We start from the raw sequence: 16,167 nt of genomic DNA on the forward strand, positions 1-16,167 counted from the left end.
TTTGGTTTTGATGCCCCCCACTATAGCAATAGGTAAGATTTTGAAGTTATCTCCATCTTTTCCCCTGCTCCACACCCAACGTGCAGCTTTCACCGCATTAGGCGTTCCATCTTATCCTTTTAGACTAAAGCAACTAAATTACATTTCTTACGAAATTGGTTTAATTTCTCCAATTGTTTACCATCCAATCGGAGAAGGCTCTTATATCGTTCAATCGTCTCTGTTTCTGTAGCGTGGATTAATTTGTGAACATTTCTATGCACTATTACGAGGTTCTTGAATTCATCAGTACCACCCATATGTCGAGGGATTCTGTGATGACAATGAACTTCTTCAGCCACTAAGAATTCTCCTGTTATCGCACATTTACCTGATTGCATAGAGTATCTTGAAATTCGATTATCTACATATTCAAGATTATCGCTATAAGGAATTCTTTTTAGTAGTTTATTTATTTCAATAGCTACGTCACTTTTTAACTGTTTATGTAGCTGTAATCTTCCTTCTTTTGTATAGTTGCATAAGTCTTGACTAAAATTTCTACTGTTCACAGTTTTTATATCCGCTAAAGGGAAAAGGTGTATTCCCTCTATTTCAAATGTCTTATAATTATTTTTGTTAAACCTTTTATATGTTCCTGAGGGTTTAATTGGTATTCCATATTTCCCAATAGATTTGAGTCGATTGTATAAGGTTCGAGAAAGCCGATAGGCTATTTCAGAGAAGTCAGTATTCACATGCGTTGCTATCTTGTAGTAGTTTTTTATTCCAAGAACATATGCGTTATAATTCATAGCCATTTTAGCTGTTGGATTTTTTCGGATTTCATGAATTAACTTTCTGGCTTTTTGCAGAATTGTTTTCACTTTATCATCCATAACGTGTGTATTGGCTACATATCGCTTTCCTTTTTTGATTACTTTGAGTGAGAATCCAAGAAATTCGGATGCTCTTCTCCGTAAGTTGGTGATCTTTGATTTTTCATTGGAAATGTCAAGATGTAAGTAATTCTTGAGATAACCTTTAACTGCATGATAGATTTTGGTAGCATTTTTATGGGATGTTGTGAATATCTTAAAGTCATCTGCATACCTCACGATATACATTTCCTTTAAGGTCGTAGTTCTTTTTATCATGTAAACTTTATTTTTTCTTTCTTTATAATTGGAATTGGTTTTCATATTTTCCCATTGATTGCTTATCCACCAATCTAAATCGTTCAATACAACATTGGATAGAAGAGGTGAGAGAATCCCTCCTTGCGGAGTTCCTTTTGTTGGGATTCCTATACCTTTTATAGGGGCTTTTAGCATTTTTGATACTACACTTAATACCCTTTTGTCACAAATTCCTATACTGTACATTTGTTTTAACAGTTTTGAGTGACTGACATTATCAAAGAAACCTTTTATATCTATGTCTACTACATGTTGATTTAATGCAATATTAGCAAGGAATTGACATCTCCCCATTGCATGATGAGTTGACCTATTTGGTCTAAAGCCATACGAATGGTTGTAAAATCTAGCTTCACAGATTGGCTCTAGTATTTGTTTAAACATTTGTTGTATAAGTCTATCTCTCATGGTCGGAATCCCTAGTGGTCTGGTTTTCCCATTTGGTTTTGGTATTTCTACTCTTCTGACCGTTTGAGGTTTGTAGTTCTTTAATGTTGTTCTTATTTCGTCCACAAATGTTTCAACATCTTCTATTTTATATTGCTCTATGGTGATACCATCTGTACCAGCTGTTTTTGAACCTGTGTTAGCCTTAATATTCCGATAAGCTAGTAGAATATTATTTTTAGATATAATATGTTCGTATAAATTTAAACCTTTGGTTGCATTATTCTTACTTCTTTCGTAAAAGTCATCAAATATACTTTGCATATCATAATATTCTGCATGTCGTAGTTTGTACTCACCGATGGTGTGTTGCCCCTTTCATAAGAAAAGTCCCATCATCTTACTCGACCTTGTGAGTTTCATTTAGTTGATTTAGTTTTCAAAGAACAAGACTTGGGGCTATCCCTCCACGGTCATTACTCGCTTCATTGGTACTGTGCCCCTACTTTCACAAGGATAAAGAAATTTCGGCATATGCCTTATGTCCACCATCCCGATAATAGTCGTTAAATGGATGTTCCTTGCTTACAACGTTCCGATTAACCTAGCTTTCCATATATCCTTAGGTCTTGCTATAAGCCTGTTAAACTATATTCTCCTTGTCGAATATCCCGAAGTTCATATTCAGTAATCTTACTTTTCGGTGTTTAACTCTGAATAAATCAGACTATGTTTTTCAATCATAGTTATTGTCTAGACCCTTACATTCGCAAGTTCGTCAGCCCTAATGGGCATTCTCACCATAGATATTTTATAGCATCCCGACCTATTAAGTACCTTATCCTTTCTTAGCAACTTAGGTACTCTTCAGCCGACTTTACCTAGCTTCATACACATCCTGTCTATTACCAGTTCATGCATGTAGGAGTATCAGATAATTCGTTTCAGCTCAACATGACGGCTTTCATTCCGAATTTCGGTTAATCAGTTGTGGCTGTAATAACAGCCCTCCCATTTCATGAATAAACATTTATAGGGAAACGTTTCGCACACTAAACAATATCTTTCACTTGTTTCATCTCACTGAAAGTATATCTTCGTCGTTTAGGCTTTCCTTAGGGCTCTTAAAGGTGGCCCAGAAGATGTGAGTGAAAATACAAAAGGTGAAGAAAATGGACTTGGACACAACAACAGGCAAAAAACCAGCTAATAAGAGGAAAAAATTGCTTATCATTTCACTTAAAATTTTAGCAGCATTAGTTATAGCAATGGTCGTTTTTTAGCCATTGTTTTTGTCATTGATAAGATCAGTAGCAAAGTAGAGGAAGGAAAAATAAAACCTTATGGTCAGTCTGTAACAGTAGATGGGAAAAATATGAATGTTTTGATTCAAGGACAAGGCGAAGAAACCGTCGTGCTACTACCAGGTTTGGGAACAGGAACACCAGCACTTGATTTTAAGCCGCTTGTAGAAGAGTTATCGCCATTTTACAGAGTCGTAGTGATGGAGCCTTTTGGTTATGGATAAAGTGATATAACTGAAAAAGAGCGAAGCACGGCACACATTTGTGACGATACACAATAATCCAATACCTACAGTTGCAGCTTTAGTTGGTGATACTCCTAAAACAATTTATAAAGTTTATGCACATTCATTTGAAAAAGATGAAGTACACGCGTCTAATCTTATGGATGAAATTATCAACTTGAGTTCATTTGAAGAATCAGAGGAAATTAAAAAATGATGAATTGGGGCCTTTTTGGGGCACTCACTTTTCTTCTCACTCACCTACCCAAACAACTTGTAAATATAATTACTCAGAAAATCAGTGAAAACGTTGATATAGCAATGTTTGTAAAAAAAAACACTCGTTTTTGTGACGAGTGTTTCAAGATTTTTAGGACAACCACTTCGGTGGTGTGTTTTTTTCCCAGTAAATATCACCTAAGTTATTATGTGCCATAAAGTCGTCTTCGGCACTGTGGTAATGAAAATTATAATAATAACCTTCTTGAGGTCGTTTCTCTGTACGTACATGGAAACGGATTAAATCCGATCCTGTTTGACTGTTAGTAATATTGAAAATTTTTTCACCATAGTTGCCACTCGGTCTTTCCGTAATTGCTAGAGACGCCAAAGATCCATCGTCTAAGCTCGCAACTGTCATAGCAATCGCTTCTTCCATTTTCGGAAAAATTATGGCATCAAATTCATTGCTAATTTTTGGCCCTATTTTTGTACCAAACTTTATATACGATTGCTCTTTTGCTGCATCCATAAGTAATGCACCGTAGTCAATCGCTTCTTGATATAATTCGGTATCCTCTTCTTGATTTGAATCTGGTTCAGCAGCTACGGCAGTGCTTGTACCCGATGACGGCCCGATAGCGGCACGGTTTGACGAATTTTGATCGAATGCATCCCATATTTCATGTGTTGGCGTAATTAATCCAAATGTTAAAAACGCAACCATAATTACGATACTTTTTTGAACCCACTTTTTCATTAATTAACACCTTCTCTTTATGTACAATTTGGTAATTATTCTATCTATATATACGTTTAGCCCAATAAAAGGTTTCATATTTCTATAATTCATTGTACAATATTTATGTATAAATGTGTGGTTTTTTAAAGGAGGTACAAAGCATGTCAATCGCAATGGGTATTGGACTTTTAATAATGTTAGGTTATTTATCATCATTATGCTTCACGGACTAATTCATTTTCGTTAAAAGACCGCGATCTTCACCGAGTTCGCGGTCTTTTTCATGTTCATTTCCATTGTTGTAATGTGTTATCCCAATTTTTGAAAAATTCACCCTCCTCCAAAATTTCATTATAGATTGGCCATAGAAGAATTTTTATACGCTTCATGACTTCTTCAAACTTGAACGGCTGTTGCCCAATAAAAGCTAACCAAACTTTATTACGCTCGGTATCTAAATAAAAATGTTTGGTAAATACCGGATGATCTTTTTCTATAATTGTTCTATGGTTATCAAATATTTCTGTGATTGCTTCCTGCAAAACACGCCCCTCTATTTTTTGCGTAGTTGATAGCCTAAAAATATCATAAATATCTTTCATTCGACAATTTGAAGCTGGCAAACTGATTATTTTCTCAAATTTTTCTGCAATAACGAAGGCAGTTGGATACATTAAAATCATTGGTGATGGCATTTCCAGTAATGAAGGAAACGCCGTAATGGTAGGTGTCATTCGGTAATTGTTCAAAAAACTAATACTAACTTGTATGTATGTTTTGATTTGGGCCAGTGTAGCCACAATACTTACTTGAATCTCTTCATCATTTTCGTAAGTAAAGTCGAATTCATCTTCAAGAAAGTGAATACCGTCTTCATGGATTGGAATCGAACAAATTTCAATAAACGCTTGCTTGATACTCGCCATATCCTTAGGCATATGTATTGCAATCAGAGCCATCTCACGGGATAGTGTTACTGCGCCATTTGTTAATGATAATAACAACACGTCATCATTAAGCACAAATCTTTCTTGATAAGGGGATATCGATATTCGATATAACAATCTTTCTTGAACATAACGCCCTAACAGTGCATCAAGGCTCTCGTCCTTTTCTGTAGCCATTGTTTTCAAATGCAATAATACCTTACTTGATATAGTCTTCACATTGTCCATATTTCAGCCCCGCCTTTATACAATTTTCTCTCGGATTTTTAGGGTAGTTAGCAAAAAATTGATTTTTTCTAACATTCTATCTTTTATTATTACGTAAATTTCAAATGGCGTAAACGGTAATATAATCCAACCTTATTGTGTAGATTATCATCGAATCTTAGCGATTGTGTCGACATGGACTGTCAATGCAAAAAAGCATCTTTCCGTCAAAAATCAACTTAGAGATGCTTTATCTATCCATTACTGATATTAAATTTTTCAATACTGAGCTTAACTGTTATTTCATCAATATTATTATTACAAGTTAAATTAGGCAAGGGGCAGCCTCGCTATACGCGAAACCACCCCTTTAGTATTTAATAGGTAACATTTTTGTAAATTATAAAGTCTCAACCCAATCATCTGGGGAATATTATCTAGAAACGTCATTGTTTCCTTACCGCGGTAAAATTCCACTGTGTGCCTTCTAACTTAAGCAACGCAAACCCAACCTTCTCTTGCGTCCTTGCAGCCCCAAAGCATGCGCCAGTGTGAATAAGTATCCTAAAAAACAAAAAGCAGAATGCCAGATTACAGAAATTCGCTACCTAAAATAGCACGATATCAATTATAGCATAGCATTCGATAAAAGTAAAATCATTTTTAAAACTCTTTGTGACTACTAGCTTTCGCTCTATCCATAGTTATTTTCCATATTAAAAATTCCTTATATCGTCTATCCATCACTTCTTTGACTTCTTTGACTTTTTTTGTAATTCACCTCTGAAAACAACACGCCATAAAGCGTATCAACTATGTCTGGTAAATAATCAAAATCTAGGTGACTATAGTCACTTAAGTAATTGCTAAAGTTATCTGCAAAGTTATTTTTGTCCTCATAATAATGATTCGCAAAATCCGCACCCGAATCATTTAAGTCCTCATCTAATAATACCCCATCTCAGAAATTTCAAAACACTATATTGTCCTTCTTGTATCAGATTTATCTCTTCTTGTGCATCTTCATATAATTCATCACTAGCAAAATCATTCTTTAGCATCCAGCGATAAAAAAGGCGATATGAACCCCACCTTGCGAAATCTCTAGATTACTCGGAAAATCCTCGGCATCAAAATGCCATTTTGCTTTGACTTTCATTGTTCATTTCGAGCAAATTAAGCTTGTAGATAAATATTCGCCAATAAAATGGACTTTTGTTGTTTTAAATGCGTCACAACCAGCGAATAAAGTGTCTATTTTAATAATTCACGTATAGGAGGAGTCCAAAACGTTGTAGTACCTTCACTTCATCATAGGTGCCCAAGTTTGTTCCATCTACTCGTAGTTCAACTGCTAGATTGACGAAGCATCATTCACTTGAATTGTAAAACCGGCTTACCTATTGTTTGGACTTTCACTCAGGCCTCAAGAACTCCATAATGGAATTTCGCGGTTACCCTCGTTAACTGGTGAAAACCATATGTTTCAAACCATTCGGAACGAAAATGCGCTTTTAGCACTACACGCTTTTTTGCCACACGTCTTGCTTCACTAACCCACTCTTCGGTTAATACTAAATGCTCTCCGGCCAATCGTAATGCTTGAAAATTATTGGCCTCGTCAATGATTTCCTCAAACATCGGATCCATATATACGACATCGAATGCATTATCCGGTAATGATTTCAAATAAGTGACCGCTTCCGCCTGTACGACTTCTATTTGTCGCATACAAGCTGTTAATGGTAACTCAGACGTATCGTATGCCTGCATACCCTGTTCCACAATAAAGGCTACATTCGGATTTGCTTCAACCCCAGTTACACGGCCCGCATTTCCCACCGTATACGCCGCAAGCATTGCATCTGCTGCAAGACCAAGCGTACAATCCAGCACCGAATCCCCTGCGTTAAGCTGCATTGCCTCTAAAAACGGGTCAGTCTCTCCACGAGCCACGCGCTTTAAACGAAAAGCTGCAGAATTCGGATGAAAGAAAAACGGCTCACTCGCCTCAAACGCATAATAGTCATAACGATTTTTTCCCGCAACAATCACATGGGCCTGCATTTCCTGTGATATCTTTCGCACTGAGCGCTTTTTGCGAGGTTCAAACAAGATATTTAAATTTTTGCACGCAAAAGCAGCGAGCGCCATCGACATGTCGTCTGGTCTACCCGCTGTAGTGACAATTGTTGTTATTTCTCGCATGTTTGCTCTAGAACGCCCGTTAAATGCGCGGTAATTTGCTCCACAGGGAAACCTTCAATCTGCTCACGTGGAATAAAGTAGGCTAATTCGCCATCCTTTAAAATGGCCATTGATGGTGAGCTCGGTGGGACATCCTCAAAAAAACCACGCATAGCCGCAGTCGCTTCAGGATCTTGTCCTGCAAAAACCGTCACTAAATGATCTGGCTTCGCTGCCGCTACCGCTTCACGCGCAGCAGGTCGTGCTAGCCCAGCGGCACAACCACACACTGAATTAATAACCACTAATGACGTGCCCTTGGCCTCCGCCATAAATTCATTCACTGCATCTGCAGTCGTAAGCTCACTAAACCCTGCCCCCACTAATTCTTCACGCATCGGTTTTACCACTTGCTTCATATATTCATCGTAAGCGTTCATCTTTTTACCCTCTTTCATATGTATTCGCAAAGCCTATTATAGCAAGGTTTCTCATGAATGTACAAAGTCTTGCTTTTTGCCTGATTTCGTAGGTTTTCGGGGGAAATGTGACTTTTTCGTGATTTTGGTGACTTTTTTGTGTAACGTGGATTGTCTTGTTCAACACTCGTTTCACACCTAATAAATGGGATTTATTTCTGCTTTTTGAAAGTATTTTGCTTAGTGGATATGTTTCTTTCAAGATGGATAACTAATTAGGTTGTCTGTTTTTTCTGTGTACATTTTAAGCTTAATTACCTAAAATGGTAAATAGTAGATTTATAGGAAGGCGTGGAATAAGTAATGAGTAATTGCCCTAATTGCTTGGCAACTAATTCATATAAACAAATTTATAGAGGAAGTAAAACATTATTAATATGCGAGTATTGTAATGCGGTTAAGGAAGATGTACCAGTAAGAGAAGACACTATGAGAGAAGTGACAGTGAGAGTAGAAAATGAAGTCCAAAATGATGCGCAAAATGAAAAATCTGCAGGTAAGGTTTTAACAATTATAGCCTTATTTTTATTCACTGGTTTAATTTTAGAATTAATATTTAAATTATAAAACTAGTCATTTGACCAAGACAGCAATTAAGCTATCTTGGTCTATGTTGGTCTTTTTTGTTCATTTAGATGCTAGTCTTTGTTGCATTTTACTATTTGTTGGAACATTTATTTTCCCTTCTAATTTGTATCCTCCTTTTGGCATTAACCAATTCGCTTTTACTTCAAAATGTGGACGGCCAATGTTCCTTACCCAATCACCCCATGTAATGTTTAGCTTTCGTGCAATAGCCCCTACCCGATTAAGCGTACTCACGTCATATAGTGATTGTGGAGAAACAAAAAGCAATATACATGCTAGACGTGATTTATGATTACCTGTTAAACGTCCACATCACAATTTGAGTTGATATGGTAATAGGCACATAAAAGAAATAAAAAGAAAACCATCCGTCACACGGAGAGGTCTTCAACTCACTTCACTGATTTATAGCTTAAATTGCTTTATTTGACTTTGTGGCCTTGTTCGGCACTTGCAGAAATATCTGAAATTTGAACTTAAATCGAATTGGTCGCCTTGCCTATAGAATCGAATGCTTAACCTGCACCCCCTGAAGGGGTAATTTTTGAAAAAAAAAAAAATCCAAGATGGCTGTTAAACTATCTTGGATTTAAAATATATTCAGTTACTTTTAAAGACTAATCTAGTTCATTGAGGCTTAGATTGGAACCACCAACTTCCAACTTCATCAAACTTAATGTTCATAGATTTGCCTAATATAGAAGAGTTTACAGCCATATCTTGGTATCGGAATTTGTATTGATACTGATTTATAGAACCTGGATACCCTGTATTGAATTTATCCTTTGTTCTATATAATCCATAAGTAAAAGAACCTGACATCGTATTGAGTGTTATTGCAGTTCCAAGCCCAATAAGGGTTAACGCATCTGAAACTTTCGTCTCAATTACCTTTTTAGGAAGCGATACTCCGATCAATTTAGCCAAAACAATAACTCCTGCAATTGCAGTAACAATTTTTCCTACACCATCAACTTGTTCTGAAAAGGAAATACTCCCTGGAGATACAAATACAGGTGCATCACTTGGTGTTGAAAAAGTAGAGAATATAGGAGATAAAGTTTCCTCAGAATCTATAACAAAATCAGGTTCGTTAATTTCCAGATTCATTATTTTTCCATCTAAAAGTGCAAAACCATCTAATTCGTTATAAGTAAAAGTATGCACCTCTGTACCATTAGTAATAGTATTTACTGTAACAGTATTGTCAGTATATTTAATATCTACATCAATACTAGTATCAACATTAACTAAACTGAAATTATGTGTATTAGCTGTGGATCTCGAATTCTCTACACTAAATTCAGTATTATTTTCTACAACACTTTCTGCAGCATAAGAATTAGTAGGATTTATAAAACTAACTGGGCCTGCAACCAATAAGGTTGAACATAATACACTCGTCATCATTTTTTTTGAAATTTTCAATTTATCACCCCGTATTATTAGTAATAACTTCTATATAATAACTTTAATGTAAATAAAAGTAAAGTTATTGTTTATTATTTTCCTTTTTTCTGGAATTCATAATTATGAAATAATATCTAGAGATTATAAAAATTACAACTATTTCAATTATCAACCACCATTGAAAACCAAACCCAGTATTTTCAGTCTTTAAACTATCTAAAACTCCCCAAATCAATAAAGTAGCAAGTAAAATAGTTAGTGTAAATCTTGCAGCTTCTGGATAATAATCGTAACTCTCATCTTTTTTTAATTCTCTTTTTTCTTTTTTTATATTCATATACTCATCTCCTTCTTAATACATATTTCATTATATTCCACAAAACTTGGAAAAAGCCTCCAAAAAACCTATAATTAACAAAAACTATTGATTTTATTAAGACCAGCTCGGCTAAATCATCTTGCTGATCCTTGGTTTTTATTTGCTTCTACGTTGCTGAATAGTAATATACAACCCTACCAAACGGTCAGTTGTCATGTTGTCAATCTGTATATCCTTCAAATGCGATTCCTGAATAATCCCTTCCTTAACTGCCTGAGCGATAAAGTTTTCTGTTTCAGTTTTCATAGCTGGTGAACCCGGATTCCAATTTGTCACTTTAATTTCCTCCTTTTTGTCTTCCACAATTAATTGGACCTTCAATTTGCTGTTACTAGGAACGATTACAGTACCTTCTAACTTGTAGCCCTTTGGCATAATCCAATTTAACTTAACTTCAAAATGTGGTCGGTCAATTGAATTAGTCCAAGTACCTCCCCACTCAATGCCTAACTTTTTAGCAATAGCCCCTACTCGATTTAAAGTAGTTACATCATATAAAATTTGTGGAGGACCAACAGCAATATCCCATGCTAAACGTGATTTATGATTACTGTTAAGAGTCCAAGTAACAAGCTGCCCTGGTCTAGTGCGCCCCTGTGCATATAGATAATTTTGGCGCGCCTGTGAGCGATATGTTTCAGTGATGAAGATGTTCTTAATACCTGCCTTAAAGCACTCTTGAAATAACAATCTACAGGCTGTTTGTGCAGCTGGTAATAGCTCGGCCAAGTCTCGGCATGTAGTAGTAACGCTTGAGCTCATTTTTGCTCACCTTCTTTATTAAGCTTTTCAAGCGTTTCTCTAACTATCCCAGGCATGTCTACACCTAAAGCTGATAAGTTTTCTGCAATGCTGCCTCCCTCTTTATATAAAAACAACGCAAGCGTAAAGCCAGTTAAATAAAAGTTAAGTCCAAACATAAAATCCAATATGATAACGAAGACAATTGCTACAAGCTCACTAATCCAACGAATGATACCATCTCGCATGATAGCTGATTTATAGCCCACAACCTTTTTCCAAGTTTTAAGTAATCCAGTTGCAAAGTCTAACACTTTAAATGCAAAATAAGCCAACAGCATATATAAAATTGGTTTTGGTACTAACGCCAGTATAGGATGTTGCAAAATTTGTGTAATGTCCATAAGACACCTTCCTTTTCTCATAATAAAAAGGACACGTCTATTGACGCATCCTTAAAATTCCCAAGCGTTTGGGATTAAGCATTTATTTATACTCTTGATTCTAATTCATCTAGCCTCAACACAATTTCGTTGATCGCTGCTACGAGTTTTGATTTATCTGTAAATCTGAATTGTTATCCATCGCATATTTAGTCGATATTTCAACCCAATCTTAAAAATCTTGTTCGGCCTCTTTCGTACGGAAAAGTGCATCACGTTGTAGTTTTTCTTGATTAAAATTAATCACCTAATCACCGCCTGTAATTTGTTAGTGGCATTCTTTTGCATTTTATTTGTGTGATGTTTAACTTGAATCGCGGATAGTCTTTTCCTTCATCTATTGTCCAAACTTTATCAAAATCCCAATCAATAAAAGTAGACTTTTTTTTCATTTCTACTGTTATCCTCGATTCAGGATGTGTAGAAGAGGTAACTTGCTTCCAATATCGTGACCATATTTCACCTGATATGGGTTTTGCTCTATAAAAAGGACCTGGCCACCAGGAAGGAGGACCTGTACTATTCCATGCAGGGTCCCAATAATCATAGTCTTCTTTATTTTGCATTTTGTCATTAACATATAAATTGTTATCCGTACCTCTAGTGAAACTATCAACCGTATATACCTTATCGCTTGACCACTCTTGTCTCATCGCCCCCCCTGTTATATCGCTATAACAGGAGGTTATCTGAGCACCAAGATTTTCAGCAAAAATGTATAGCGATTTTTGACCGTCTTCATAGTCATACAGCTCTACATTTGTATAACAGTTTTCTACACTGCCATCATATAGATGGCGTGCAAATGTACCTGCATATAGAAATTTTTCAGCTGGATCATATTCGTCTTGTACTCCGCCAATCTTACCAATAGCGTAACAGTCTTTTATCTTTGCATAGGAATAACATACAAAGCCCCCTGCTAGTGCTGATTTTATTTCTACATGAGCCGAACATTTATTTATAATTGTCCCTGCGCCAGCACTACTCACTAAACCGCCCGAACTACTATCTACATTTGTAGCGTCAATTGTGCCAGCTACATGACAGTTTGTAATTGTACAACCCTGTGTTTGCGCTGCTAAAATTCCTATCCATGCATACAATGTATTAGCGATAGTAGCGTTATCAATCATTATATTTACTAATGTTGCGTTTACGGCTATCGCAATAAAGCCTGAATGTTCATAATCGTTATTGATTGTTAAATAGCTTATCTTATACCCATCACCGTCGAATGTACCCATGAATGGCGAACCCATTGATGCATCCCCGATAGGTAACCAATTTACGCCTGTTAGATCGATATTTGCAACTTGTTTGTAATGGTGCATGGGATTTTCTTGGTTTTTTGTCCGTACATCAATAAGGTCCTGTGCTGTTTTAATTAAAAAGGGCTTACTTTCGCTTCCGTCGCCTCCACTAAACATCTACTTCAAGTACCCCCTCATGACATACAGCTTGAACACTCACATCAATCATCCCTACCAAGCCTTTTACATGCACGAACACCCCTGTAAACAATCCTTCTGCATCTTGAACGAGGGACCAATGAGCAGTAACAGGACTTGTTTGATCTGTTTGTCCGACCCCTAGCGTGACACTAATAACCTGGTCATATGGCACGGTAAAGTCAAAACGTGCACCTGTGCTTGATGTTGTTACTGTTTCAGACTCTAAATAGTAAGCATCGTTATTTTCGATTGGTTCATCACTCTGCTCTGTAAATTTAAAGCCATAACATGCCTGTTTATGCTTCGTCGGATTAAATACACTGGGTGGCTTTTCAAATGCTTCAATCACCATATACACGACAGTTAGACGAGGGTAATTCCAATCCATAATTTCTTCATATTGCCTAACCGTTGCTACACCTTTACGACTGTAAGTGGTCACACGTACGTAATAATGACGAAATTCACGCTGTAACGTTATTCGCAAGCCTTCAAATTGTTGTAAGTCTTGATAAAATATTTCTGCTTGAATCTCATTTAAAGCTGGTGAAGGTGGTAACATCACATTACTTAACTGCAAACAATTAATGTCCCCTACTCGAATTTGATAAAACGGCTCAAATGGAATCTTTTCGAATGCAACGCCGTATACCACATTTTTATGAACCTTTGGATTAAATTGTGAAAAGGGTACTTCTGAAACAACGATTAATAAATATTCTGCATCTTCACGTGGTAGTTTCCAGTTGGGTAATTGGTCTTTTATCGACTCGTAATCATGCACAAATGGAATACCATCACCGCTAAACGTCATAATGGACACTGTATACTGATTAAATTCACGCCTCAATGATAATTTAACACCCTCGTATTCTTGCATCAGATGATAGTTTAATTTGGTTGAAAAATCATCTAGCTCTAAATCTTCTCCTTCGGTATCTATCAATAGTCCACTTTCACCAAGCATGTTTTTCTTTCCGATTTTAAATTCACGTAACGGATCAATATAGGCTTTATTAAATTTAACAGCATAGTCTCTAAATTTATGAATCTCAGGATTCAAATTTTCAAGCGGTACTTCACTTATTGTGATACTGATTGCTTCCATTTTAGGTTTTGGGAGTGTCCAGGTATTCATGACACTAGCAACACTTGCGAGTTTGTATTCTTCATACCGATTGTCTTCATACCACTCACCAATGTACACATGGTAATTGCTATATGGTGGCTTAACAGTTAAGGACATACCTTTAAATTCACCCTCTATGTAATAGTCTATAGAAGCTGAAATATCGTCTGGTAAAATGTCCTCCTCATCAAGCTCTATTCCACTCAGAGCCATGCAGTTGATAGAGCCGATTTGCCAACTCTGCAAAAAGTAATTCACGGATGGATCTTCTTCTTTTTCTTCTTCTTTTTCATCATTATTAATGATATTCACAATGTCGCGTATAACCTGCCCTACGTCTAATTGTGGGACTTCTTTAAATAACGGGTTGTAACGCTTACCAACAATTCGTTCAGATGCATAAATGGCTAAATCTCTATCAATCATCGTTACCGTATCGCCAAGATTGGCCGAAGCTATCGCTTGCTGTTGTGAACCAGTCATTTTACTGAAATCGATAATATCCACTTCATGTGCATATTCAATAGCAAAGGAATCATTTAATTCTATTTTTTCAGTAATAGAGCGTATGTTTTTTCCAACCTCTAAGACAAGGCCATTATTAGCACCTCTTCGATTACGAATGGTGATTGTAAACTTTGTGTACTCCATTTCTAATCCATTTTGACGGGCAAACTCATTCATGCGACTACGCCCACCTCTTGCACTTGGGCGATAATAATAATAACCACCAGCTTGGTCAACAATTTGAAAAGCACCATTTCCCCAACATTGAGAAATGATGCTTCCTGGTGATCCCTCATAAAATTCCTCTTCATCTTCTGCAACAAATGGTGCAGCCGAAGGATTGTTTAATTCATAACTCACATGCTCAAGCATAAGCTTGATTTCTTTGCCGTTATCCCGTTGCTTATCGATACTGGCAATTATAAAATAATCACCATCAATTTCTAGTAAATTGGGATAATGTAAGAATGACGGAAAAGTATTTTCTGCGATCTGTATATCAGCCGTAAACTGGTCATTGATTACCTCATAAATTTCTATGTTTATGACATGTTCAAGCGTACCGATAAGCGTTAAACTGCTATTATTTAAAACCCTGATACGGTAACTCATACGGCCACCATATCAGGTGAACAACGAAAAGTTGTCCAAAACAGCCCTTCATTTACGATTTGCTCAATATTCTCACTAGAAATAAACTTGGCCATGTACGCCCATCTTGGATCGTTATCAAATATCAAACGTTCTTTGTCCGTAGACTTAAAATACGCACGTAAAGCACGGCAAGCATCATAATACGTTTGATTCGGCAACGGCGAAAGGAGAAATTGTATACGGATTTCAATATCCCCATCGCTGTTATCTGCGATCACTACACTGCCATTCATTTTAGGTAGCTTAATAAATGAATCGCTAAACTCGCCAAAAAGTGGCCTTTCGGTATCCATCACCTCTAGCCCCACTTGCGAACAATGGATATTTTTAAAAGTTACATCGCACATACTATTTCCCCTTTCTGTCACGTTGTTGTTGCTCATAAATTTGACGTGTTATTTTTTTAACATCAGCTTCTTCACGGATGACAAACGTAGCACCTTCGAGCATACGTTCATAATTGTTGTGAATGACCTGTGTCTCTCCTCGTCCGCCACCCGCAGCATCGAAGATTGCTTTCCCGATAGCGCCAAGTACACGCTCATTTAGTGGTAAGATTGCTTCTGGTCCTGCTTCGCCTACACCATGTAAGCCAGAGTTTGTATTGGATAATGTCGGCTTATTGAAGACGCCGCCTTTTGCGTGCCACTGAATATCGATCTTGGGCAGTCCTTCCCCAAACCAATCTAACGGGTTGATAGAGCCTTTGATTTTGAATTTCGGGACTTTCAGCTTTGGCCATTCAAAATCGAATTTAAAGAAACCCTTTATGGCATCAATTGCTTTTTTAACGGCATCTTTCGCTTTTTCGATAGGCGTTTTGATTGCCGTTAAAATGTTATTCCATACTTCTTTTGTCTTCTTCCATGTTTCGCTAAAATCAGTAAATTGCTTTATTTTATCCCAGCTATCTTTTACGAATTTTACTGCTTGGCCTACTGGTTCGGTTATAACTTTCAAAATCAATTGCCAGATTTTTTTTAGGAAG

Annotated in this window: 15 protein-coding genes and 2 pseudogenes; 3 read left to right on the plus strand and 14 right to left on the minus strand. The window is 36.7% G+C overall.

Going from position 1 to position 16,167, the window contains the following annotated elements; all coding sequences use genetic code 11:
- Positions 1-119 precede the first annotated feature (119 nt).
- Positions 120-1,889 (minus strand): group II intron reverse transcriptase/maturase, encoded by a 1,770-nt coding sequence (gene ltrA / locus C9J31_RS13060; RefSeq protein ID WP_107951743.1) that lies wholly within the window; start codon positions 1,887-1,889, stop codon positions 120-122.
- Positions 1,890-2,737: 848 nt separating this feature from the next.
- Here ltrA and C9J31_RS13065 point away from each other — a divergent pair.
- Positions 2,738-3,090 (plus strand): annotated as a pseudogene (locus C9J31_RS13065) (alpha/beta fold hydrolase); the annotation flags it as partial.
- Positions 3,091-3,133: 43 nt separating this feature from the next.
- Positions 3,134-3,310: a hypothetical protein gene (locus tag C9J31_RS13070; protein WP_193767175.1), complete on the plus strand. Its 177-nt coding sequence runs from the start codon at positions 3,134-3,136 to the stop codon at positions 3,308-3,310.
- A 153-nt stretch (positions 3,311-3,463) separates the two neighbouring features.
- Here the strand turns inward: C9J31_RS13070 and C9J31_RS13075 are convergent, their stop codons facing one another.
- The 5 genes and pseudogenes from C9J31_RS13075 to C9J31_RS13090 all read right to left on the minus strand — a co-directional run bounded on the left by C9J31_RS13075 (position 3,464) and on the right by C9J31_RS13090 (position 7,835).
- A complete protein-coding gene (locus C9J31_RS13075; RefSeq protein WP_107951382.1) occupies positions 3,464-4,072 on the minus strand; it encodes a YpjP family protein in 609 nt (202 codons plus the stop codon).
- 269 nt (positions 4,073-4,341) lie between these two features.
- Positions 4,342-5,229: a nucleotidyl transferase AbiEii/AbiGii toxin family protein gene (locus tag C9J31_RS13080; protein WP_107951381.1), complete on the minus strand. Its 888-nt coding sequence runs from the start codon at positions 5,227-5,229 to the stop codon at positions 4,342-4,344.
- A gap of 715 nt (positions 5,230-5,944) precedes the next feature.
- Positions 5,945-6,157 (minus strand): annotated as a pseudogene (locus C9J31_RS24390) (hypothetical protein); the annotation flags it as partial.
- 470 nt (positions 6,158-6,627) lie between these two features.
- Positions 6,628-7,416 carry a class I SAM-dependent methyltransferase gene (locus C9J31_RS13085; protein ID WP_107951380.1) on the minus strand — a complete coding sequence of 263 codons (789 nt, stop codon included), beginning with the start codon at positions 7,414-7,416 and terminating at the stop codon, positions 6,628-6,630.
- Positions 7,404-7,835, minus strand: coding sequence for a BrxA/BrxB family bacilliredoxin (locus tag C9J31_RS13090; protein ID WP_107951379.1), 432 nt, complete (start codon positions 7,833-7,835; stop codon positions 7,404-7,406). Before C9J31_RS13090 ends, C9J31_RS13085 begins: the two co-directional genes overlap by 13 nt.
- Positions 7,836-8,177: 342 nt before the next feature.
- Here C9J31_RS13090 and C9J31_RS13095 point away from each other — a divergent pair, with 342 nt between their 5' ends.
- Positions 8,178-8,441: a hypothetical protein gene (locus tag C9J31_RS13095; RefSeq protein WP_107951378.1), complete on the plus strand. Its 264-nt coding sequence runs from the start codon at positions 8,178-8,180 to the stop codon at positions 8,439-8,441.
- Positions 8,442-9,089: 648 nt separating this feature from the next.
- Here the strand turns inward: C9J31_RS13095 and C9J31_RS13100 are convergent.
- The 8 genes from C9J31_RS13100 to C9J31_RS13135 form a co-directional block, all read right to left on the minus strand.
- Positions 9,090-9,890, minus strand: a complete 801-nt coding sequence (locus C9J31_RS13100) for a hypothetical protein (RefSeq protein ID WP_107951376.1) — start codon at positions 9,888-9,890, stop codon at positions 9,090-9,092.
- Positions 9,891-9,954: 64 nt separating this feature from the next.
- A complete protein-coding gene (locus C9J31_RS13105; RefSeq protein WP_107951375.1) occupies positions 9,955-10,209 on the minus strand; it encodes a hypothetical protein in 255 nt (84 codons plus the stop codon).
- A gap of 138 nt (positions 10,210-10,347) precedes the next feature.
- The gene (locus tag C9J31_RS13110) at positions 10,348-11,013 is read right to left on the minus strand and encodes a M15 family metallopeptidase (RefSeq protein ID WP_107951374.1); all 666 of its coding nucleotides are present in this window, start codon (positions 11,011-11,013) and stop codon (positions 10,348-10,350) included.
- Complete coding sequence (locus tag C9J31_RS13115; RefSeq protein ID WP_107951373.1) at positions 11,010-11,396, minus strand: phage holin family protein; 387 nt, start codon at positions 11,394-11,396, stop codon at positions 11,010-11,012. The genes C9J31_RS13110 and C9J31_RS13115 overlap by 4 nt, the downstream gene beginning before the upstream one ends.
- A gap of 290 nt (positions 11,397-11,686) precedes the next feature.
- Positions 11,687-12,865 carry a M26 family metallopeptidase gene (locus C9J31_RS13120; protein ID WP_107951372.1) on the minus strand — a complete coding sequence of 393 codons (1,179 nt, stop codon included), beginning with the start codon at positions 12,863-12,865 and terminating at the stop codon, positions 11,687-11,689.
- On the minus strand, positions 12,858-15,137 hold the full coding sequence (locus C9J31_RS13125; protein ID WP_107951371.1) for a hypothetical protein: 2,280 nt from the start codon (positions 15,135-15,137) through the stop codon (positions 12,858-12,860). Before C9J31_RS13125 ends, C9J31_RS13120 begins: the two co-directional genes overlap by 8 nt.
- The gene (locus C9J31_RS13130) at positions 15,134-15,562 is read right to left on the minus strand and encodes a distal tail protein Dit (RefSeq protein WP_107951370.1); all 429 of its coding nucleotides are present in this window, start codon (positions 15,560-15,562) and stop codon (positions 15,134-15,136) included. Before C9J31_RS13130 ends, C9J31_RS13125 begins: the two co-directional genes overlap by 4 nt.
- Complete coding sequence (locus C9J31_RS13135; protein WP_153062544.1) at positions 15,528-16,139, minus strand: phage tail tape measure protein; 612 nt, start codon at positions 16,137-16,139, stop codon at positions 15,528-15,530. The genes C9J31_RS13130 and C9J31_RS13135 overlap by 35 nt, the downstream gene beginning before the upstream one ends.
- Positions 16,140-16,167: the final 28 nt, after the last annotated feature.

Source organism: Lysinibacillus parviboronicapiens (assembly GCF_003049605.2).
Lineage (GTDB): Bacteria > Bacillota > Bacilli > Bacillales_A > Planococcaceae > Lysinibacillus > Lysinibacillus parviboronicapiens.